At 50.7% G+C, this 22,200-nt stretch carries 21 protein-coding genes; 5 read left to right on the top strand and 16 right to left on the bottom strand.

The window, feature by feature from the left end:
• Positions 1–245: 245 nt before the first annotated feature.
• Positions 246–1,235, top strand: a complete 990-nt coding sequence (locus K9N57_10335) for a site-specific DNA-methyltransferase (GenBank protein MCF7804577.1) — start codon at positions 246–248, stop codon at positions 1,233–1,235.
• A gap of 579 nt (positions 1,236–1,814) precedes the next feature.
• Here the strand turns inward: K9N57_10335 and argS are convergent.
• The 12 genes from argS to K9N57_10275 form a co-directional block, all read right to left on the bottom strand.
• On the bottom strand, positions 1,815–3,446 hold the full coding sequence (argS, locus tag K9N57_10330) for an arginine--tRNA ligase (protein MCF7804576.1): 1,632 nt from the start codon (positions 3,444–3,446) through the stop codon (positions 1,815–1,817).
• Complete coding sequence (gene rsfS, locus K9N57_10325; protein MCF7804575.1) at positions 3,443–3,805, bottom strand: ribosome silencing factor; 363 nt, start codon at positions 3,803–3,805, stop codon at positions 3,443–3,445. The genes argS and rsfS overlap by 4 nt, the downstream gene beginning before the upstream one ends.
• Before the next feature lie 47 nt (positions 3,806–3,852).
• Positions 3,853–4,431 (bottom strand): LytR C-terminal domain-containing protein, encoded by a 579-nt coding sequence (locus K9N57_10320; GenBank protein ID MCF7804574.1) that lies wholly within the window; start codon positions 4,429–4,431, stop codon positions 3,853–3,855.
• Between the two features lie 18 nt (positions 4,432–4,449).
• Complete coding sequence (locus K9N57_10315) at positions 4,450–4,956, bottom strand: hypothetical protein (GenBank protein ID MCF7804573.1); 507 nt, start codon at positions 4,954–4,956, stop codon at positions 4,450–4,452.
• A 19-nt stretch (positions 4,957–4,975) separates the two neighbouring features.
• Positions 4,976–5,350 carry an aspartate 1-decarboxylase gene (locus K9N57_10310; GenBank protein MCF7804572.1) on the bottom strand — a complete coding sequence of 125 codons (375 nt, stop codon included), beginning with the start codon at positions 5,348–5,350 and terminating at the stop codon, positions 4,976–4,978.
• Positions 5,331–6,200, bottom strand: coding sequence for a pantoate--beta-alanine ligase (gene panC / locus K9N57_10305; GenBank protein ID MCF7804571.1), 870 nt, complete (start codon positions 6,198–6,200; stop codon positions 5,331–5,333). Before panC ends, K9N57_10310 begins: the two co-directional genes overlap by 20 nt.
• A gap of 237 nt (positions 6,201–6,437) precedes the next feature.
• Positions 6,438–7,238 (bottom strand): 3-methyl-2-oxobutanoate hydroxymethyltransferase, encoded by an 801-nt coding sequence (gene panB, locus K9N57_10300; GenBank protein MCF7804570.1) that lies wholly within the window; start codon positions 7,236–7,238, stop codon positions 6,438–6,440.
• Positions 7,239–7,416: 178 nt separating this feature from the next.
• Positions 7,417–8,535, bottom strand: a complete 1,119-nt coding sequence (mnmA, locus tag K9N57_10295) for a tRNA 2-thiouridine(34) synthase MnmA (protein MCF7804569.1) — start codon at positions 8,533–8,535, stop codon at positions 7,417–7,419.
• Positions 8,536–8,668: 133 nt separating this feature from the next.
• On the bottom strand, positions 8,669–9,868 hold the full coding sequence (locus tag K9N57_10290; protein ID MCF7804568.1) for a cysteine desulfurase: 1,200 nt from the start codon (positions 9,866–9,868) through the stop codon (positions 8,669–8,671).
• Positions 9,869–10,238: 370 nt separating this feature from the next.
• On the bottom strand, positions 10,239–10,826 hold the full coding sequence (locus K9N57_10285; protein MCF7804567.1) for an NAAT family transporter: 588 nt from the start codon (positions 10,824–10,826) through the stop codon (positions 10,239–10,241).
• A gap of 82 nt (positions 10,827–10,908) precedes the next feature.
• On the bottom strand, positions 10,909–11,802 hold the full coding sequence (locus tag K9N57_10280; GenBank protein ID MCF7804566.1) for an SDR family oxidoreductase: 894 nt from the start codon (positions 11,800–11,802) through the stop codon (positions 10,909–10,911).
• Positions 11,803–11,868: 66 nt separating this feature from the next.
• Complete coding sequence (locus tag K9N57_10275) at positions 11,869–12,423, bottom strand: RNA methyltransferase (GenBank protein MCF7804565.1); 555 nt, start codon at positions 12,421–12,423, stop codon at positions 11,869–11,871.
• Positions 12,424–12,619: 196 nt separating this feature from the next.
• Between K9N57_10275 and K9N57_10270 the strand changes: the two genes are divergently transcribed.
• The 3 genes from K9N57_10270 to K9N57_10260 are packed head-to-tail and all read left to right on the top strand — an operon-like array spanning position 12,620 to position 14,527.
• Positions 12,620–13,396: a hypothetical protein gene (locus K9N57_10270; GenBank protein MCF7804564.1), complete on the top strand. Its 777-nt coding sequence runs from the start codon at positions 12,620–12,622 to the stop codon at positions 13,394–13,396.
• A gap of 1 nt (position 13,397) precedes the next feature.
• Positions 13,398–14,075, top strand: coding sequence for a DUF4198 domain-containing protein (locus K9N57_10265; protein ID MCF7804563.1), 678 nt, complete (start codon positions 13,398–13,400; stop codon positions 14,073–14,075).
• Between the two features lie 11 nt (positions 14,076–14,086).
• A complete protein-coding gene (locus tag K9N57_10260) occupies positions 14,087–14,527 on the top strand; it encodes a hypothetical protein (GenBank protein MCF7804562.1) in 441 nt (146 codons plus the stop codon).
• A 92-nt stretch (positions 14,528–14,619) separates the two neighbouring features.
• On the opposite strand, the gene K9N57_10255 is transcribed toward K9N57_10260, so the two are convergent.
• From K9N57_10255 to K9N57_10240, 4 genes are all read right to left on the bottom strand, one after another.
• The gene (locus K9N57_10255) at positions 14,620–14,790 is read right to left on the bottom strand and encodes a hypothetical protein (GenBank protein MCF7804561.1); all 171 of its coding nucleotides are present in this window, start codon (positions 14,788–14,790) and stop codon (positions 14,620–14,622) included.
• Entirely contained in the window at positions 14,791–15,240 is a 450-nt protein-coding gene (locus K9N57_10250) for a PIN domain protein (protein ID MCF7804560.1), read from the bottom strand.
• A 482-nt stretch (positions 15,241–15,722) separates the two neighbouring features.
• Positions 15,723–20,630, bottom strand: a complete 4,908-nt coding sequence (locus K9N57_10245; protein ID MCF7804559.1) for a lamin tail domain-containing protein — start codon at positions 20,628–20,630, stop codon at positions 15,723–15,725.
• 227 nt (positions 20,631–20,857) lie between these two features.
• A complete protein-coding gene (locus K9N57_10240) occupies positions 20,858–21,073 on the bottom strand; it encodes a hypothetical protein (protein ID MCF7804558.1) in 216 nt (71 codons plus the stop codon).
• 160 nt (positions 21,074–21,233) lie between these two features.
• Between K9N57_10240 and K9N57_10235 the strand changes: the two genes are divergently transcribed.
• Positions 21,234–22,001 carry a type III pantothenate kinase gene (locus K9N57_10235; protein MCF7804557.1) on the top strand — a complete coding sequence of 256 codons (768 nt, stop codon included), beginning with the start codon at positions 21,234–21,236 and terminating at the stop codon, positions 21,999–22,001.
• Positions 22,002–22,200 lie beyond the last annotated feature (199 nt).

Below are 22,200 nucleotides of genomic sequence, written 5' to 3'. Positions count from 1 at the left end.
CAGGGAAGATGACTCAGGTTTGGACAAGGTGTGGGAATTGGGCTCGTTAGCGAGGGCAAAAATACCAACCTCCTTCCTACAACAAAGTTTCAGAGGGCAGGTACCTTCAATCTCACTTCAATTGAAGAGGAGGGAATGAGAGTGAGAACTATTTTCCAAATACTATTGAAACGTACTGGAAAACCATCCGGTTTTCCAGTACGTTTCCTCCCTGAATCAGGCGAGAATTCAACCTGTCCAATTTTATGACCAAAGAAGATCAAAGTTACATTAACCGGTATTTCAACGAAAATTGTATCGCAGGATGTGAGCAACACATCCCCGATGATTCCATTGACCTCATTGTTACCGATCCGCCGTACGGAATCGAAGGTGACACGCTCCACAAACATTACAACAGGGACGAGGCACACGTCATCGACGGCTACGTTGAAGTGCCCCAGGATAAGTACGGAGAGTTCAGTCGACAGTGGATCACCCAGGCGGAGCGGATTCTCAGGCCGGGCGGATCAATCTATATCGTCTCCGGGTATACGAATCTGTACCATATCCTGGAAACATTACGTGAGACATCGCTACAGGAGCGCAATCACATCATTTGGAAGTACAATTTTGGCGTGTATACAAAAAAGAAATATGTCTCCTCGCATTATCATATTCTTTACTACATCAAACCCGGGGGGCCTGTCACCTTCAACACCTTCGCTCGCTATGGTTCGCAGGAAAAGGATTCCGATGGGGGTTCACTGAACTACCAGGACCGGGAGGATGTCTGGGTGATCAACCGGGAGTACAAGCCGGGACAGAAAAAGAACAAGAATGAACTACCGACTGCACTGCTGAAAAAAATCATTCGCTACAGCAGCAATCCCGGCGATGTAGTGGGCGATCTGTTTCTTGGCAGCTTTTCCACCGCCAAAGTCGCCCGGGGACTCAACCGTAAGGCCACGGGATTCGAACTGAGTAAGTCAGCGTATACACATCAAATCACAGCGATGGAGAATCTTGATCCGGGCTTTCTGATGAACACAGTCCGTCAGCCGGAAAATACTGTACCAAGGAATCAGGGCAAACCCTGGACAGAGAAAGAACGTGCCGATCTGGAGTCACGCTATCGGGAACTCCGCTCGGATTCCATGACGAAGCAAGACGCCATCGGGATTCTCTGCGATGAATTCGGACGCGGGCATTTCGGGATATTGAATAAGGTGGATGAGATTGAAAAAAAGTGTTAGAGTGTTCGGGTGTTTCCTGGAAGGGACTCCTCCCGGAGGAAGTGTTTCCCAAAGGGATCCCTACGGGGCAAGTAACTGCGTGTTAATGTGTTAGCGTGTTACAGTGTTATTGTTAAAACCGTTGTGTGCTGGGTGTCCTGAGTCCAGTGTCAAAGGCTGTTTGTAGTTCCCGCTCATTCAACCAGGGTACTAATCCGGCTATTGACGGACTCATGCCTGATTTAGCGGGTATAGTTGGTTTTGTTCGTAGTTAGTAGTTTGTTGTCCGTGGTAAATCAATCCAGCGCGATTCGTTTAATGACATTTCTCCTTCAACTAACAACATGCCACGAACAACTAACGGCAGTTTTCTTTCTCCCTAATCTATTCTCTAAAAAAACCGATTCTCCCAATAGGATCCCAGCGGAGAGATTAAGAGCATGATTAAGATTACGAAGTCGTCTTAACGATAACACGATAACACAATAACACTTTAACACTCTAGCACTGATGTTCCCTATCCCCTCCAAAGCACCCTATTTTTTTCCCTTACTTTTAGAGGAGTTGAGACTACTTAAAAAGGGAAATAGAAACTACCGACTACATCCGCTCGGGAGCGGTGATGCCGAGAACGGTGAGTCCGTTAGCTAAGACAATCCGCGTCGCCTCGATGAGATACAGTCTTGCTTGAGTCAGTTTAACATCATCGGAGATAACGATGCATTCGGTATAAAATTTATGAAGCGCCGTCGCCAGATCTTGTAGATACTGACAGAGTTGCACCGGCTCGAGCGTCTGGCCACATGAGGCGATAATTTCCGGAAATTCTAGCATCTTTTCGATGAGATCGATCTCCTCCGGCTCCCCAATCACGGAAAGGTCCGGGGCGGAATCCGGCGGTTCAACGCCACGTTCCTCGGCTTTTTTGAAGATACTGCAAATCCGGGCGTGTCCGTACTGGAGATAGAAGACCGGATTTTCGTCGCTCTGTTTCAGCGCCAGATCCAGGTCGAAATTCAGATGCGAGTTCATGGTCCGCATGTTGAAGAAATACCGGATGACGTCTACGCCAACTTCGGCCATCAGTTCGTCCAGCGTCACATAATTTGCCTTGCGGGTGGACATCTTCATCTGCTTGCCATCCCGTACCAGCGTCACGAACTGGTGGAGATACACCTCAATATTGTCCGTGGCGTAACCGAGCGCCTGGAGTCCAGCCATCACGTCCGGATACGCGGCGTGGTGATCCGCGCCGAACAGGTCGATAATCCGATCGAAACCACGTTCGATTTTGGTGGTGTGATAGGCCATATCCGGCAGACGATAGGTTGGCTCGCCGGAACTTTTGACGATAACCCGATCCTGATCCTGGCCGAAATCCGTAGCCTTAAACCAGACGGCGCCGTCCTCCTCGTAGGAGTGTCCCTTTTCTTTAAACGTCGAAAGTACCCTTTCAATCGCCCCGTCATCATACAGCGAACGTTCATTATAATAAGTGTCGAACTCGATGCCCAGGCGTTCCAGTGTCCCGTTGATGTCCGCGAACACGACGTTTTCCGCCTCTTCCAGAAACGGATCCAGACTATCGGATTTGAGGAGTTCATCACCGTGTTTATCGATAAGTGTCTGTGCGATATCCCGGATGTACTCGCCCTGATACCCGTCTTCCGGGAATGGGAAATTCTCATCCAGCAGCTCGTAATAGCGGGACTTCACCGACTCAGCCAGGACGCGCATCTGGCGGCCGGCGTCATTGTAATAGTATTCTCTGGAGACGGCATACCCGTTCCACTCCAGAAAATTGGCGATGGTATCGCCTAGTACCGCCTGGCGGCCGTGTCCGATGTTCAGTGGCCCGGTGGGATTGGCGCTGACAAACTCCACCAGCGCTGTCGGATTTTCCTTCCTGGGATGCTTACCAAAATCGTCGCCCTGAGTATGTATAACTTTCAGCTGCTGCCGAAAGTAATCTTTGGAAAGATAAAAATTGATGAAGCCGGGCTTGGCAATCTTCACCTCGTCTACGATGGTCTCGTCATACTCCAATTCATCCAGAATTGCCTCCGCAATTTCCATGGGATTACGGCGGAGAGGTTTGGTGAGGGTCAGGGCAATATTCGTGGAGTAATTGCCATGTTCGTCCAGTTTGGGACGCTCAACGGTAAAATCGGTGTCGGGATAGTCGAGAGAATCGGCAGCCACGCCGATAATCCCGCGGAGATACTTAATCATTCGGATTCGGTCACTTCGTCTTCGGTCACCAGCTCTTTATCTGCATCGGCCCAGAGACGCTCGATATCATAGTATTCACGGACCTGTCGCTGGAACACGTGGACTACCACATCGACGAAATCCAGCAGCACCCAGCGGAGCTGGTTATAGCCTTCGATGTGCCACGGTTCGATCTCCGGTTCGAGGCCGTCGGTGATGGCATCTACGATGGCTTTCACCTGGGTATCCGACGCACCGGACGCAATAACGAAATAATCGGTAATGGTCGTCAGTCCCTGAAGATCCAGGACGGTGACGTCTTCGGCTTTTTTGGTGAGAGATAATTCGGCGATGCTATGTGCTAATTCGCTGGAAGTAATTTCTTCGCTGTTTTTGCGTATTTTTGGCTTGCTAACGGCTGTACTCCTTACGGGATATTCGATTGTTGAATTGACTTATACACGGATAAATCTTTGTAGTCTTTTCCAAGGATAACGGTAACGTCCAGCTGCAGCGACGGATCCGGTTGGATCTTGACCTGACTCGTATCAATCTGCAGTGCCTGCGCCACGGCGATGGCCTTCCGTTGTTCGTCCGATCGGGCAATCACCTGAGTATTCTGATAATTAAAGTTAGAGGCGTTGTCCGTATTTTGCACATCGAAGCCCTGCTCCCGCAGATAATCCGTAAAATTTCCGGCCACACCGGCGACCCCATTTCCGTTTAACACCTCGACCCAGACATCCGTGAACTGTTTCTGCTCGTAGAGCTCTTTGGCCAGACTTTTCTTTTCATATTTCTGGATACTTTCTTCCAGAGATAGGTCAGCCACGGCCTGCTTATTTTCCTGAATGCGATTTATGGAGGAATACACAAAGCCTAACACCACAACTGCCAGTGTCCCGATAACAAAGTTAATTGCCCAGGATTTTACATTGTTCCGGGATTCGGACGCCTCTTTGCGATTGGAACGACGGGGTGTGCGACGGCGGGAACGTCGAGGCATAGACAGTTTTCCTTTGGGTTAGTATCCCAGTAGTGGTGAATAACTCCGGGAATACGGGTTACCCCAGGAATTATACCGGGGCATATTATCAAGGCGGATCCTCAGGGATGTATTGTCCGTCGGTTTGTAGCGCAATTCTCCTCCATAGAAGAACTGGCCGTTACTAAAGATATTTGAGGGGAGACCGCTATTCATTGATTGAAATGGCTGGTGCAGATATCCGATATCTGCGATAATCTGCATATCCGGGCTAATCATATAAGACAGCCGATTGGTATACATTCCAAGCGTTGTGGACTGGCCGGCTCCTGAGATAAATGACATGGAGTACGACTGTTTCATATCCAATTTGGACGGATCGATAAAACCAAGCACCATGCTGCTGTTGGATGGCGAATACGGCATCCCAATCCGCTCGGAAATCGACGGTCTATTCTGTTCCGCGCGGAATTGCGCATCCACGACTGAAGGATTGATGAGAGCGATCGCTATAAGTATCGCTAAGATGGATATAACTTTCTTCATACGAATCCTCCTAAAGAATCTATGCGGCTACACTGTCAGAGGTAACCGATACGATATTATTTTTTTCATCCAGAAGTACGACGGTCGGTTCATGGTTCCGGGCTTCTGCTTCCTTCATTTGCACATAACTCATCACAATAACCCGATCGCCAACCTGGCCGAGACGGGCCGCGGCGCCATTCAGGCATATGGTTTTGCTGCCCGGTACACCTTCGATGGCATACGTTTCCAGCCGTGCCCCGTTATTGATGTTGACGATATGCACTTTCTCGTACGGTAGAATATCCGCTGCTCGCATATATTCAGGATCCAGCGTGAGGCTTCCCTCATAAGCCAGATCTGCTTCCGTCACCGTACCCCGGTGAATCTTGGATTTAAGTAGTGTTCGTTTCATTATTGCTCACTATTATATTGTCAATCAACCGTGTTGTTCCAACATACGCTGCAACCGCAATTAATACCTGACCTTCTATGGTCTCAACAGGCGATAAATTCTCGGTATCCGTCACTTCTATATAGTCAATCTCAACGTCGGGGTTCGGCTCTATAACCGAACGGATTTTATCAATAATAATATTACTATCCACCTCTCCAGATTCAACCTTTTTTTTCGCCGTCTGCAGCCCCTGATAGAGGGAAAGTGCCTGTTCCCGCTCCTCCTCGGAAAGGTAAGTATTCCGGGAGCTCATAGCCACTCCGTCTTCTTCACGGATAATCGGGCCGAGCACAATATCGATGGGAAAATTCAGATCCCGAATCATTCGCTTCAGTACGAATCCCTGCTGGGCATCCTTTTGCCCAAAGATGGCTATATCCGGCTGAACGATGTTAAATAATTTTGCCACCACTGTGGTGACCCCCTGGAAATGTCCCGGACGGGACGCACCGCAAAGATGTTCTGTAAGATTTTTAACTTCGACATGTGTACTGAAGTTTTCCGGATACATATCATCGGCACCGGGCCAAAAAATAACGTCAACGCCCCGATCCATGGCAAGCGACAGATCCCTCTCGAAATCTCTGGGATAATCCTCGAAATCCTCGCCTTCGCCGAATTGCGTCGGATTCACAAAGATACTCATCACCACCGTATCACCCTTGCCCCTGGCGATATCCACCAGCGAGAGGTGCCCCTCGTGAAGGAATCCCATGGTCGGCACCAGCGCAATGGTGTGACCAGCCTGTTGGAGGCTTGCCGACCGCCGCTGCATCGTTTTGACTGATTTGATGACTTCCGTTGCCATAGAGAATGGAATGTAACAGTAATCAGGTGAAAAAGTGAACGGTATTTTGGGATATTTCCATCCTGTCGGTGGGATCGCCGACAGTGATATCTGATTACATGAAAACTGTTACTGTCTCCGAAAAGATCGGCGAGGATATATGTACCAATCTGTATGCTGTATACTTTGAAATGAAATTTCAAGGCTGTCTAAATAGCCTCGCAATCTCATTGCGAGGAAGAATCGATTTATTTTGTTTTAATACGACTCGTCAGCGCTCGGAAAATCGCCGCTCTGCACATCCTCAATATATTTTCCAAGCGCAGAGCGGATATCATCGGCGAGATGCGCGTATCGGCGAACGAACTTCGGATTGATTTCATCATACAGACCGAGCATATCGTAAATAACCAAAACCTGTCCGTCGCAGTCCGGGCCAGCGCCGATGCCGATAGTGGGAATGCTGATAGTTTCGGTAACCTTCTTGGCAAGCGAGGCCGGAATCTTTTCCAGTACCATCGAAAACACGCCCGCATGCTGTAACGCCTGTGCATCGTCAATGAGCCGCTCAGCGGTGATCTCAGAGGTCGCCTGGGTGTGATACCCGCCGAACTCATTAATAGATTGCGGAGTCAGCCCCAGATGCCCCATGACCGGGATACCGCTCTCGGTGAGTTTTTTTACAAGATCGGCAATCCGCTTTCCGCCTTCCAGTTTCACCGCTTCAGCGCCCGCCTCCTTCATCAAGCGAACAGCGTTTTCTATACCCTTTTCATCGGAACTCTGATAGGAACCAAACGGCATGTCTGCGACGAGTAAAGCTCTGGAGACACTTCGACGGACTGAAGCCGTGTGATAGATCATTTGGTCCATCGTCATGGGAATCGTATTTTCGTGACCGGCGAAGACATTCCCGGCCGAGTCGCCCACCAGGATCAAATCAATGCCTGCAGCATCCACCAATTTCCCGAATGTAGCGTCGTACGCCGTGAGCGAGGTAATCTTATGGTCGCTACCCTTCCACGATCGGATTGTCTTGGTTGTAACTTTTTTTGGCATTAGGGGCCTCCGTTAAAAATAAATAAAAGTCGAAAATCGTTTGAATTCCGGCGCTCACCCTTCCCCGTAGTGTTCCCTCTGCGACGACAATCTCAACTCCGGTAGGAACCTCTTATAAGGAATGACGCCCAGGTGAGTTACTCCGTGCCTGTCGAAGAGTGACTTATACAATTGCAAATCACGCCGCCTGCTTAATAAATCCGCCGCCCAACACCAGGTCATCGCGGTAAAACACTGCTGATTGCCCCGGTGTGATGGCGTGTTGTGGTTCGTCGAATTCTATGGTCGCTGTATTGTTCTCCTTCGGAACCAGGGTTGCGTCTGCACCGCGGTGGTTGTACCGAATGGCAGCCCTGACCCGCGTTGGCGTGATGAGCTCGATACCACTGGTGTAATTCACTCCGGCAATCTCACAGGTTTCCGACAGCACTTCCTGCTTCTTGCCGACAACAATCCGGTTGGTTTCCGGGCGAATCTCCTTCACATAAACCGGCTCGCCGATTGCGATTCCGAGCCCCCGGCGCTGACCGATAGTGTAGTTTGGATAGCCTTCGTGCATTCCCAGTACATTCCCTTCAGTATCCACGATTTCGCCCTCGGGAATGGACTCCATCTCCTCTGTCGCGTACTCGCTCAGGAAACGTCGGTAGTCGTTATCGGCAACAAAGCAGATCTCGAAACTCTCAGGACGCTGTGCCGTGTGCAAATTCGCGTCGCTGGCATCCGAGCGGACGGTCTCCTTGGTGAAATTCCCCAGCGGCCAGAGTGTCCGTCTTAACAGATCCTGATTGACTCCCCATAGGACATACGACTGATCCTTCTGTGGGTCGAGTCCCTGCAGTAGCTCCATTGCATCCGTTTCCGGATTGTAGCGGCGACGGGCGTAGTGTCCCGTTGCGATGAATTCCGCGCCGAACTCGCCGATGCGATCCAGCAGGGAGACCCAGCGCACCCGCGAATTGCAGAGCACACACGGATTCGGCGTGCTGCCGTTCAGGTACTCGCTGACAAAATTCTCAACCACCGTGTCGTGAAACGTGTCCGAAAAGTCCAACACGTAATGTGGAATACCCAGTTGATGACAGACCATCCGCGCGTCGTTGATCTCCTCGATGGAGCAGCAGTTGCTATCCGCCGCACGGGTGTTGCCGCCGACCCGTTCATAGGTCCACAACTTCATGGTGACGCCGATAACGTCGTAACCCTGATCCAGCAGCAGCTTCGCCATTAAAGACGAATCCACGCCGCCGCTCATCGCAGCTACTACGCGCTCACCTTTGTCCGGTTTCCACTTCATATAACACCTAATAGCACGCTGATAACGCAGATTAAGCAGATTATCGCAGATAAAGAATAAGCAAATTTTTGTCCTTATTTATCAGCAGTAATCGGTAGTTTCAGCGTCATCTGCGTGCCAAGTTTTTATCTTGTCAAGCGTGTACGATTTCTTCTTTCTTTTGGTTCCGTTGCTCTCCGGCGGTTCGGATACGTTCGACCTCTTCTCGGATTGCGTCAATCAATACCGGAATATCCTCCTCCGTATTACTTCTCCCCAGGGAGATGCGAATGGCACTCTTGGCTCTGTCTTTCTCGTAGCCCATGGCCAGGAGTACGTGAGACGGATTCACCGTTCCGGAGGAGCACGCCGATCCGCTGGAGACGGCGATACCGCGCATATCCAGGTTCATCACCAGCGATTCACCATCAACGCCATCGAATCCGATGTGCGTTAATCCGGCGATGCGCTTTTCCGGATGGCCGTGAACGGTGGCCCCGGGGATTTGCTCAGTCAATCCGATCTCCAGCGATTTCTGCAAGTTCCGTAACCGATCGGTTTCGGAATTTTGACTCTCAAGTGCGAGCTCAACCGCCTTCGCCAACCCCACAATCGCCGGTAAATTTTCGGTGCCGGCCCGAAGGTTCCGTTCCTGGGCACCGCCGGTCAGTTGGGGAATAATATCTAGATTCTTGTTCACGTACAGAAATCCGATGCCCTTGGGGCCATAAATTTTATGTCCGGAGACCGAAAGCGCATCCACCGGTAATTCACTCACATCCAATGGCAGTTTTCCGAAGGTCTGGACCGCATCCGTGTGGAATGGAATATCGTGCTCCTGAGCAATTTTTCCGATTTCATCTATGGGATTGATCGTACCGATCTCGTTGTTGGCATGCATGATGCTGATGAGGATCGTCTCGTCGGTGAGGACAGCCTCCACATCACCGGGATTGACCATTACGTGTTTGTCCACGTCCAGATAGGTCACAGAAAATCCATTCTTATCCAGCGCCTCGCAGGTATGGAGCACTGCGTGATGCTCCGCCTTCGAAGTGATAATATGTTTGCCCTTGTTGCGAAATGCCTGAGCCAACCCACGCAGGGCAAAATTGTCGGACTCGGTGGCACCGCTGGTGAAGAGAATCTCGTTCCGTGAGGCGTTGAGTGCACCGGCGATCGTCTCTCTGGCCTGTTCCAGCTCCACTTTGGCTGATCTACCTATCTGGTGGACGCTGCTGGCGTTCCCCCAAACATTGGTCATAATCCGCCGCATCTCATCAACCACCTGCGAATCCACGGGCGTTGTGGCGCTGTGATCAGCATAAATAGTATTTTCGTTTCGGTTCCGCATAAGCGGAGTAACATACGGTGAGAGACTATTGATGTCAAGAGTGGTGAAAACAGTGTTTCAGTGTTCGGGTGTTTAAGTGTTCGAGTAAGAAAATGTGTTAATGTGTTATCGTGTTACAGTGTTATAGTTAAAAGCAGTCATACGCCTTAAGTTTTCAGTACTGTCCTAATATCAACAGTGAGTACTCTGTTGGTAATTCACGCTTGGCGGGATTTCTTTGTAGTGGGTTGTTATAATTCGCGTTTTTCTTCGTGTATCTTCGCGGCTACTTAACTCTTTTGCTTGTTGCCTTCAGTGGCATTGGTGTTTTTCAGCATTTTGTCATTTTGCTTTTCTTTGCGGTCTCTGCGTCTCTGCGGTGAGTCTCTTTTTATCGCGCGAGAAACTGCTCAATCCCGTTCAGCAGCATCTGAATGGAGATCGCCGTGAGGATCATCCCCATCAGGCGCTCGATAGCCGCCAGACCGCGGCGGCGAAAGATGTGCCGCAGGACGCCGGAGGAGAACAGAATGATGGTGCTGATCACCCACGCAGAGAACAGCGCCAGGAACCAGTCGAACATTCGACCGGGATCTCTGGAGGCGAAGAGCATCACTGTGGCGATAGCAGACGGTCCCGCAATCAGCGGGATGGCCAGGGGCACGATGAGCGGCTCCCGATCCGCGCTGGCGCCGAATACGCCTTCCTGTGGCGGGAAAATCATCTTGATTGAGATAATGAAGAGAATGACTCCACCGGCAATCCCCAGGGATGGCTCGGAAATTTGAAGCAGATTCAGGATCGGCCGGCCGAACACCAGAAACAGACAAAGCACGCCGAATGCGATAACCGCTTCCCTCAGAATAATCCACTTCCGGCGCTTTTCCTCCACGTCTTTGAGTACGGACATGAATACCGGAATATTCCCCAGTGGATCCATCACAAGAAACAACAGAATTGCAGCTGAATAAATTGTCATTATAAACTCACTCCCTCAAATTCGGTGGCAAGTTTATACAATTTTATTTCGCGGAAAAAGCTAATTTCCATAGGAAACTAGTTTATTTGATATCCGCCTCCCGGAGCGTGGCCCGCAAACCTTCTTCCAGAGATGGATAAAGGAATTGATAATCAAGGTGTGACTGTAGTTTGGAGATGTCCAATCGTTTGGAGTCTTTTAAGAACGATAAAGAAATAGGACTATACTGCTCCTGTGCCTCCTCCCAGGTGATGGTCGGCGGACGTTCCACTCCCAGCAGATCCGCCAGCGTATAATAGTACTGAGTGACAGTGCTGATCTCATCGCCGCGGACGTTGTAAATTTCGTTGGGATGGCCGTCAGTGGCCACCTGTGCGCAAATCCGGGCCAGATCGTCGGCGTGGATCCGGTTGGAGTGCGGTGAATCTTCTTCACGAAGTACAGGGCGACCCCGCTTCACCTTGTCGATGGGCAGTCGTCCAGGGCCGTAGATCCCCGGCACCCGGAGAATGTTGTATGGTATCCCCTGAACGGAACACCATTCCCGCACCTGCTTCTCGGCGTCAACCCGCCGGCGGGAGCGGTCGGAGGTCGGATTCAGCGGCGCATCTTCGGCGACCCATTGCCCACCGGTATCGCCGTAGACCCCGCTGGTGCTCATATAGATGAACTGTGCCGGGAGATTGTCATCGTCGACCGAGTTGAGGAAATGCGCCATTCTCGAATCGGTTACTCCATCTCTGGGAGGCGGTGCCAGGTAATACATGAGCGCATTGCTCAAAGGTAAATCCTTGAGGGATTCCGGCTTATCCAGATCGCCGTGGACCGAAGTGATTCCCAACGATTCTAATTTCTCAGCACTCTCTGGAGAGCGGGCCAGGGCTAGGACATCTTTGGAGCGATCCTGCCAGACTGCGGCGACCCGTTTTCCGATATCCCCGCAGCCAACGATGAAAACCCGATCAAATTGGGGCATTTCCGAAATCTGTTTATCGTTTAATTGGAGTATCTGAACACTTGTTTGGTGGGGAAAGGGGGTGTACTACTCATTCTTCGTATACACCTCAATCGCCCGGTACAGCACCGTTGACGCACAGTTCGCCACATTCAGCGAATTCTTTCGCCCGAACGCCGGCAACTTTGCGATAAGGTCGCACGCCTCCAGCGTTTCGCGCTCTACTCCGAGCGCCTCGTTGCCGAATACAAACGCCACCGGAAAATCCAACTCCACATCCCAAATATCCGGCGCACCTTCCACCGTCTCAATCCCGATGACCTGGTATCCCTGCGCCTTCAAATGCACTACCGCTTCCAGACTCGTTTCGAAGTGCTCATTTTCTACGAATTCCTCAGCACCCAGGGCAGTCTTTTCCAATTTTGGGTGCGGCGGCGACGCAGTATAGCCGCAGGTAATCACTTTCTCTGCAGCGCAGACATCGGCAATCCGAAATATATTCCCCACGTTAAATGCGCTCCGTAACCGATCCAATACGATGACGATGGGATGCGTAATCCCCCGTGGCTCCTCCCGGTCCTGGTTGTGGATAACGATGTCTTCCTTGCTCATGATACCCATCTGTCGCTGATTCGAGTTCATACAAAGGTACTTTACGGAAGACTGAAAATCAGCGGGAAAGTGTCCGACACTTCTTTCTCTCACAATACAATTATGAACTCCCTGGATCCCCCGTTAAATCCAACACGTTTTTGAAAACTTGTGTTGGTTCTCCCCGGCAGTCGTATTACATTACTTATAATTCGTAATACGGAAAAACCTGGGAAAGGCTCCGGGAATGAAGCATCTGCAAGCGCATGTTCTGCTAATTTTTCTGTCCATAGTTATTTTCACCACAGCCAACGGGCATCATGCCATGGAATATATCGAAGCGGAGAGTTACTCCACTGCTAAGCTGGGAGAGCATATCTTCCACGTCCATTTCGATTATATGGTGGAGGACAGGTCCAATCCCCAAATGGATCACTGGGAATTTACGCCCGGACTGTCCCGAGGTCTGTCGGACTTCCTGATGTTCGATGTCCACACCCACTTCGCCAAGTTCGGCAACGACCTGCTAGTGCCAGGTCAGCAGGCAGAATTCGCTCCAATGGGACCGTCCCCTTTCCTGGAAGCGGCGGCATTTACACTCCAGTACCGGTTTCCACAGATTTACGTGGTCGATATTGCAGTGGTCGGAACCTATGAACATCCTTTCGATCGCAGCAAGACGCTGCTCAACGGTCAGCGTGTCTACGAAGGGGCGCTTATCCTGAGCAAAGACCTGTTCGCACACAGCAACATGGTGCTCAATCTGCGCTACGGCCGGGATGGCGACGAGTCCTACAGCGACTGGATCTTCGCTGCAAAAACTCCGCTCTCCGCCGATCCGCACGGCATCGCCGCCGGCCTGGAACTCCTCGGAACGTTGGAAGACGGCCTGGATAATGTCACTCTGCTTCCGGGTTTCTATCTGCCGCTTGGTTCGCCGAATACCATCTTCAAATCCGGCCTGGCCTTCGGTAACAACATGGAGAGTATGCGTATGAACGCCACGCTGATGTACCGGTTCTGATATGCAAGTTTCCCAGAGAAGTCTTTGGCGAACACCGCTTACGGTATGGGCACTAATCTTGCTCCCAGCGATGATGCTCCAGGCGCACAAGCACTGGATTTATCCCAAAACGCCGTCGCCCGAACCGGGACAACCAATGGAACTTGTCATCACCAGCGGACACGAGTTTCCCGGCGGCGACTTTCTGTTTCAAGACAGGCTGTTCCACACCGTCCTAATAAAGACGCCGGACGACACTATTCTCGAGCCGCAGGTATCCGAAGACGGTGACCATCGAATCATCCGGTTCATTCCGGAAACGCCGGGAATGTATCTCGCCAGATTCGTCCTCAAGAAGCCGCAGATGGAGGAGCCACTCTACTGGGGACAAACGGTTTTTACCGTTGGCAAAAAGATTGCAGATACTTTGAAAGTGGAATTTGGCTCAAGACTTGAGATCGTGCTGGAATTTTCGGAATCCGTACCTAAAACCGGCAACACAATCCACTTGGCTATATCCACTGACGGTCAATCGGCTGACGGCACCGTTGCTATCATGCCCGAAGGAAAAAAGACTACTTATCTCACCGTTGCAGAAAATCGCAAAGCAGAATATCGACTGAAATATCCGGGTTACTACCTGCTTACCACCCACCTGAACGGAAAAACTTGTTCATTAACGTTCCGGGTCACAGAATAAAGTTGAGGCATATGCGCATAATTATAAAATTTTTGATTATCACCCTGCTTCCCCTAACCCTGTTATACGCACATGGCGTGGAATATTCCACCTTTGAGGGCGGTACCGGCATCGGGGTCACCTACAACGACGGGACGCCGTTCTCCTACAGCGAAGTGAAAATCTATCGCCCCGGTGATGAGGGAACAGTCTACCAGGAAGGACTGACCGATCAATACGGCCGCTTCATCTTTGCGCCGGATACCTCAGGTCAATGGACATTCGAAATCAGCGACGGTATGGGCCACGGCCTTATTGAAACAATCAGCGTATCCGAATCTCTGCAACTCAATGAAATAAATCGGAAAGGACTGAATCGCTGGCAACAAGTCCTAGTTGGTGTGAGCGTGATCTTTGGACTAACGGGAATCGGATTTTATTACGCCGCCAAAAAGACTAAATTTACTGGATAGACCCTTGAAAACAGATCCTCCATTCCGGCGAGAAATGACCGTCCAAGAGCTGACTAGCTCATACTGTCCGGTGCAACGAAGGTGAGGTTGAATTATGCTTCGGTTGTTTCTCGGATACGATATTTATTACGAATCGCTGCTAATTCTTGGTCTTCTTGCTCGGGATTCGCCCGATAGTCGGTGGATAATTTGTCCCGAATTTCGCGCATTAATTGAACCGCACTGACTTCTTTGTCTGTGTGATTCGATTTAGTTGTACTCATTTATACCACCTCCTGGGGTGAGCGAATTTCTATGGTAGGATATCCAAACTTCAGGTTCACCGCATTAAACTGTCGCACCTTTATAAAGTGCACAATATGTCGAAAGTTCCAACTCGTCAAAACATCTACCCGCTGGAAAGTCGCCAAGGCAATATGCTGCGCATCGACGATATTTTTTTCGCCCAGGACACCTTCGGCAACATATTGGTGTGCTAGGGCTTTCACTTCATTCGTGAAGTCCACATATTCGGTATACTGCTTTGGTACATCCTGCAAACGTTCCATAATAAAATCGGGCGCTAACTCCAATTCACGTAACGTCAAATCAGAGAGGACAAGAATTTTTTCGCCCGCGGCAAATTGGTCGAGTAACTGATTCGACCACTCGGCAAATTCGGGGTCGAAGCATCCTCCAATCACTGATGTATCTGTATAGATTCGAAACTTCATTTCGTCTGCATGTGTCTCCAAATTTCTCTGCAATATAGGTGTAAGAGATTGGTGTGCCAATAGAAAATCGCGCAAAAAATCGGCTCATCGAATAGTTCAACCGAACCTCTATTCACTTCGCAGAGTGCAGTTCTCCCTGAATGAAGTCTGAGGTAGATTCGCTGTCGCTAAATTAGCGGTGACCAGGTATTTAGAATCCTATAAAACCAAGTTCCGAAGAGAGGGGTATAGATTAATCGTTCCGTCTGGGCGGAGCAGGGATTAAGGATATCGCTGAGGCAAACCCTTTTGGGTACTTTTCATATCCAAGTATTCCATACAAGCGGGGCATCAGAAGCCCCTAATAAAAACGGTTAAATAGGACAGAAGAAGCAAAGGTTATACGGAATAGCACCTAAAGATATCCGGACTAAAAGTACTGAGTATTAATCTACACTTAACCTCAGTTTGTAAACACCACGAAGCGATATTATGCGTCAAGATCACAATCGCTTCGCCAGCACCACCGTCTCGATCTTTTCCCGGACGTTCCCATCTGATAGTTTGTACTCGATGTGCACAATGTAGATACCGATTGGCGCAATGCGATCATCGTAATCACGGCCGTCCCAGAGCCACGTCTGCCGCACCGGAGCAGGCGTATCCCGAACCAGCGTCCGGATATTTCGACCAACGGTATCAAAGATCCGGATGGTCACGTAATCCAATGACAATTCGCCACGGTAAGTAACCTGTAACAAATCATCGAATCCGTCACCATCTGGCGAAAAGGTCGGTGGCGTGAACGTCCATCCGGTCGCCAGCGAATCCGGATGGTAATAGATGCTGTTCTCTACACCGGGTGTCGCGCCGTCCGGACTTACGCTCGTCCGCCAATTCGACACCGAGTGTTCCCCATTCTCAAGATGCACCCGCTCCTGAGACCGGCCTGCCTGCAAATCCCAGCGATTGTCATAGGCCAGGGAATCCATCAGGTTTCCGTACTGATCGAACAGTTGAATTGTCCCGCCATCATTGGACAAATTCGCCCAGTCTGCCGGCGCCATGAGAACGCCAGAGTCCATAGAGAGTGAATCTTCTGAAATCACCACGTATTGTTCAGGTAGCACAGAGAGACCGGAATCCAATTCCGCGCTACGTTCGTTTACAAGTAACCGCCAGTTTCCCAGAGAAATAGTATCGTCTCCGGTATTTACTACTTCCACGAACTCCGCAGGATATATTTCCGATGGATCGGGTAAAAATTCATTCAATATGACCGATTGCCGCGGATACGGAATCCAGAGATTCGAGATGTGCCTGACGGTATCACCATTAAATGTGAACAGTCCGATGAGCCGGCGTTGTCCCGATAGATTCGGAACAATTAACGAACTCCATGCGGTAACCGTGTCTCCCGGCGCCAGGGAAGCAAGACTCGTATCGCCCTGGATCTCTTCCGGGTTGAGTACTAAATCGTCGTTCTCATCGATCCCGATTTGAAAATCGATGGTATTAATGGTCTTCAGGCCGGTATTAACAACCAGGTATTCCGGATTCAGGCCATTCAGCGGCGGTACAGATTGCACCGAGTCCATCCGCTCAACTCTGATTTGATACGAATCCGAAATTGCCACCGAACTCACGAATCCTGGGGTTCCCCCTGAGGCCGAGGTACTGACGTCCCAATTTCCCGCGTTCGAACTGGCACCCGGAGAAAATCCGGTAAAATATCTCCGTCGTTCCAGCGATTTGCCGGCGGCGATGTTCCACTCCGGAGTGTAATGCAGGGAATCGACGGTCACGCCGGCCGGATCAATCACGCGGATTTCATCGGCACCGTTATTCAGGCTCCGCCACCGATCCAAGACGATATATACTGACGAATCCGGCAACCGAAACTCCCGGAAGACCGAGCTGTCCGGCGTCAGGATCGCATATTCCTTTGACCAGAGATTGTAATTTCCTTTTATCTCTGCCTTAGCGCTGTTGTCTGCGAGTTTCCAGCCGGAGAGTTCAATAGCATCAGGTCCCGGATTGTATATCTCCACGAATTCCGACCACCCTTCACCGGGCACCGGAGCGAACTCTGTCAATAGCAGTGCTGATTCCTGAAACGGAACGCTGATTACACGTTCGGCAAAATTATTGGTCTCCCGGCTATCCTGTTCGAAGGTTAATTCCAATAATACGGTGTACGTTCCGCTCTTCAATGCGGGCATCGCCAGCGATATCACACCCGAATCACCGTGTGCGAGGTGTAACTCAATCCGTCTGGAGCCAGTCTGCGCCGGGGACACGGCAGATTTAATCTGAAAATTAATGGTACACGCATCTGCGGCATTCAATCCCACATTTCGAATAGTGCTTTGCAATTGCCACTCTTTATCTGGTGCCAATGATGTAGTCGGCGTCAAACTTTCCGAACCTATGGCAAGATCATATTCCAGCGTCGCGATACTGTTGACCCGCCCGGGCGTAGCGCCGGATTCATCATTGGAATCGCCCCAATTATCGCTGTGCTGCACCTCCGTAAACAGGTTAACTCGTTCCAGCGAAACGCCGTTGCCGCCCCAATCTGAGGTATATTCCACTTTTTCCTGAATCTTATGGACGCCGTCCCTGATGGTGACAGAATCTATTCCGTTGTTGAGTGTCGGGAATTCATCTGGAATTTCGATTGAGAAATCACTGCGAGGATACGATTGCAGCACCGAAGAGTCACTCGCAAACACAACGTACTCCCCGCTATGATAGAGCTGCTTTCCGTGAATCGGAATCCGGGATTCACTCCCGGCATCACAAACACGAAAACCGCGTAAGTCCACGGAATCTCTGGCAACATACACTTCCACCCATTCCGGCTCGCCCGGTTCCGGCCGGTACATGATCTCGTTGATTTTCACCGTTTCCGGCGGATAACCGAATATCCCGGCGGTGAAGGCGGTGTTGTTCCCGGGATTCTCATCACCGGACAGCCGGATCTCCGCTAAAAACCGGTGGTAGCCGTGGAGTTCGTCCGGGAGAACCACCCGGTGGGTGACGGAATCTCCGGTTGAGAGATTGGCTCCAGCGACCTCTTTGATAAGCTCGTTGGAATCCGCTATCGAATCCTCGTCTGCATCACGGTATAATGAAAGGGTGTGATCCGGCAAATTCCGGAGTCCATAGTTACGAACGGTCACTGCAACAGTTTCCGCAGAGGAGAGGGTCATCCCGGCAATTCCGGCGTCCAGATCCGGTACGGCGATACTGTTCGGTAATCCCGGTGTGGCGCCATCCTCCGATTGGCTGGTTCTCCAGTTCGAGGCGTCAGTTGCCGGAGCGTAAATATTCCGCCGCTCCAGAGATTCTCCGGCATTTCCGCCCCAGGAGGATTGATATTCCAGGGCGTCGTGTGGTTTTCCGGCAGGCGGGATGATCACCATGGAATCGCCGGAGTTATTCAGTGTGGGAAAATCAGAAACCGGACAGATGAGGGAATCCGGCAAATCCAGATAATATTCAGTCAGCGTGCTGTCACCGGCAATCACGATGTAATGGCCCGGACTCACGCGTCTGTCATACAGGGAATATCCGGCGGTATTGCCTGCGGCATCCCGCACCTGCCACCCCGCCAAATTCACGGGCTTATCGCCGACGTTCACCATTTCAATCCACTCCGGTTCGCCATCATCCGGGGTATACATAATTTCATTGATACGTAGCACTGGCTCCGGATACTTTACTTGAATTGTGGTGTCCGTCAGGGTGACTTCGTCCCCGCCGGACAATTCACAACTCAATACTACACGCCGCAAGCCGGGGGTGGAGAATCTCAGATCGAAGCGGAACTCCGTGGAATCTCCGACGTCAAGCGGGGCGTGGGTCGCGATACTGCCAAGTTTATCGATATCGCCGAATGCGGAATCGGTGTAATCGGAGACCCCGACGGAGTTGACGGTGAGTGATCGAAGTCCGGTATTGCAGAGTGTTCCGGTTATTGTCAAGCTTTCCCCCGGTTCAGCCAGGCCGGGTTTCATCGTCAGGTTTTTCAACTCGACCTGCACCGAATCCGCCATGACGGAGTTGGGAGTCGTCGGGGTAGCTTCAACCCCGGAACTCGCGCTCGCCCAATTGCCCGGATTCAGTCCGGACAGATAGGGATTCCGCCGTTCCAGACTCACTCCATCCCCACCGCCCCAGTTTCCGGAGTAGTACACCGTATCGATGACGGCACCGGAAGCATCTCTGATGACCAAGCCGTCGCTGCCGTTATTCAGGTTCGGAAAATCTTCAGGGATATACACAGAGTTTTGCGAATAGTCGTAATTCCCAAGATCGGCGGATTCGGCAAGAACAAGAGGCTGTTCAGGTGACATCGTTGCATCGTCCGCTATCGTCGCCCGGATATTTGATTCATCTGTGAATGTCCATTCGAGCAGCGAAATAGTTTCCGGGGATGTATTGAGTAACTCAAGCCATTCGGGATTCCCGCTGATTGGATCGTACATGATTTCGTTGATTACGACGCTATTTTCCGGGAATCTGACCGGGAGGGTAAACGTGATTGTATTATTCGATGTATCCTGATCGCCGGGATAGTCCAGTTCCGCTATCAACGCATGGATACCGCTGGGCAGGGAAATGGTAAATTTGGTCAGGGTGGAATCCCCTGAAGCGAGATTCGGAATTTGAGATACTCCGAGCTTATCCTCGCCACTTAAAATAATCCTGGCTGCGTCTGCGGACTTCGCCCCGGCGTTTTTCACTCTGATGGAAATATCCAGAGATGTATCTGGCCGCGCCGGCATCGGACTCCATATGACGGGAGCTGTCAGCGCCAGGTCGTAATCCCTGGGACTGACTGAATTCGTAAATCCCGGCGTTCCGTTGAGTTGGCGGCTGTCTTCCCAGTTTGATGGAGAATTAGCGCCGCCGAGCACGATTTTCTCATCTGAATATCCCTCGTCATTTTCGGGTGTATAGGTATATTCCGAAACGATTGCATCCATGGAATCCTTTAGTACCAGCTCTCTGCCCGTAGAATTGGAAAGCCCGTACACACCGAATCGGGTGTCGTCGATGGTCATCACTTTGACAGAATCCGGAATTATTGAATCGTAGGTTTGATCGCCGTCCCAGTAATCGAGGTCCAGGATAATTGCAAAAGAGTGCGGATTGATAACTAGATAAGAGGGGGTGGAGAGTGGCGCAATCCAAGGTGGAGCATTCAACATCTCCGGCGAACCATCCACGAATAGCTGCCATGCGTACACTGAGACGGCCGAGTCCGCCGTATTGTAGAGTTCCACGAACTCATCGGTGGACTCATCGCCGGTCGGATCAAACATCACCTCGCTGATGGTGATTTGTCCGAACGCCACGGCGCTACACCCTATTATGAACGCAGAGATGAGCAATCTCTTCACCGGGAAACTCCCGTCGTTATATAGCGAAACTTATAGCAACCGGTTAGACCGGATATACGATAGACGCCAACGATTGTGCAGCGTAATACGAATCTTACAGAATAGGTAACGCCGTTGAACTCAAACCGTTACGAAGAAAACAACAATTGCTGTACCGTGTAAACAATATCACCGAAGATTTACAGAAGCAAGAAAAATTCAGGTGCTGGAAATACTGGATACCAAATTTACGATGATCGCCGTTTAATCAGGTAATAAATGAGAAGGGTCGGAATCAGCGCTGTAAGAGCAACCACGCCCTCATTGTCATACGCCAGTACCTCCATAATAAGTGCCTTCAAAATGGCATAAAAGACAAGGTACAGGAGCAGATATTTGAGTATTTCTTTAAATACGCTCCAGACAGTTCGGAGAATGTCCTGTGAACTCTGATCGTTGCTCATCGCCTTCTCTGGGATAGCTGGTTGTTAGTGATTGGATTTAATTCGTTAATAAACTTGCGGAGAAATCCGGGCAATTGCAACGGTGGGACACAAACTGTTTAGTTTTTTTGGGAATGTCCGTACATTCCGGCAAATTCACTGATATTCCCGGGAGATTATTATGTTACTGGCCATTGATATCGGCAATACCAATTCGGTGTTCGGCATTTTCAGCGATGGAGAGCTGCTGACCCACTGGCGGCTGACCAGCGCTATGACGCGGACGGTGGACGAATCGTGGATCACCGTCAAACTACTCTGTGAAGAGGAAGGCATTCGTCCGGACGCACTGGATTCGGTGATCATCGGGTCGGTGGTCCCCAACGTGACAGATGTTTTCGCCACCATGGGGGAGAAATATCTTGCCATAGATCCTGTTATTGTGGACGCCTCGCTTCCTCTCGATCTGAATATCCTCTACGAGGATCCGAAGCAGGTCGGCGCGGATCGGATTTGCAACGCCATCGCCGGGAAAGCATTGTATGATCTGCCCCAGGTGATTCTGGATTTCGGTACCGCAACCACGTTCGATGTGCTCAACGGAAATGGCGACTACATGGGCGGCATCATTATGCCGGGATTTGAGATTTCCGCCCGGGATCTGTTTTCCAAGGCGGCCCGGTTGTTCAAAGTAGACCTACACTTCCCTGAGAAGGTCATCGGCACCAATACCGAGGAGAGCATGCAGTCCGGCATCCTCTACGGTGCTGTGGACTCCATCAACGGTATGATCAGGCGTATTCGGAATTCACTGGGAACCGATGATATGGATGTTATCGTCACCGGCGGTATCGGGAAACTTCTGCTGCCGCACATCGAAGATGCCCGGGAGTACAACCCGGATTTGACCCTATACGGCTTGCAATTAATTTATGAGCAGGTGGGGTAGGCTTCCGATAGAAGTGAAAAAACTCGTCAGCCCGGGCGATCCCGTCCTGGCGGTGACCGCTTTCAGCGTCGCCGACAGTGGTCGTGTGTAATTTAATGACCGCCACCGACGCTGTCAGCGATCGGCGGCGGGAGCACCTGTTGTTATAGCCTCGCAATCTCATTGCGAGGCGGGATTGGTGAGGGTAAAAAAACCAGTC

It is taken from the genome of Candidatus Neomarinimicrobiota bacterium (assembly GCA_021734025.1).
Classification (GTDB): domain Bacteria; phylum Fidelibacterota; class JAANXI01; order JAANXI01; family JAANXI01; genus JAANXI01.
The sequence above is the reverse complement of the archived record's forward strand: the minus strand, read 5'-3'. Positions and strand labels throughout refer to the sequence as shown.